This window comes from Psychrobacter sp. 1U2, from assembly GCF_051847575.1.
Genome location: NZ_JBPYDC010001787.1, coordinates 1 through 524, shown reverse-complemented (window position 1 = coordinate 524; position 524 = coordinate 1). Strand labels below are relative to the sequence as shown.

Below are 524 nucleotides of genomic sequence, written 5' to 3'. Positions count from 1 at the left end.
GCAACTACTGTACTGTGCACTCATACACTATCCACTATATCGCTTACCTGAGGGTTATGGACTTGCACAAGTAGAGCAAGTGGTTGATTACTTATATCCTGCTAAGCACCAAAATCAACAAGTGTCTCAAAATAAATCATATGATAGTGTGGCTCAAACAAACACTATTTTACCAGTAAAGTTGTCTACGCTATCAAAGCTTACTAATCAGTTGAAACGTCATACTACTACGCGCTTTATGCAGCAGCGTCATACATGGCAACAGCATTTGCACAAAAAAAACCAGTAGGTTTAAAACAAATCCATTACGACAATTATGTTTTTTTTGGTATAATTTGTGTACAATTTAGCAGTCGTTACAACATTGCTTTATTTGTTCAACGTTAATTTTTAACTTTCTAACCGACGGTACCTAATCTTATGGCAGCTTCGATGCATCAATTGCTTACTCATCGACACGTCTTGCTGCTACAAGGAAAGATGGGTGGTTTTTTCAATCGTTTTACAACATTTTTGCAAACTCA

The 524-nt window shown here is 36.6% G+C and carries 1 pseudogene; it reads left to right on the top strand.

The features are described 5' to 3' along the window. Positions 1 to 289, top strand: a pseudogene (locus tag ACS8FD_RS24410) (hypothetical protein); the annotation flags it as partial. Positions 290 to 524: the final 235 nt, after the last annotated feature.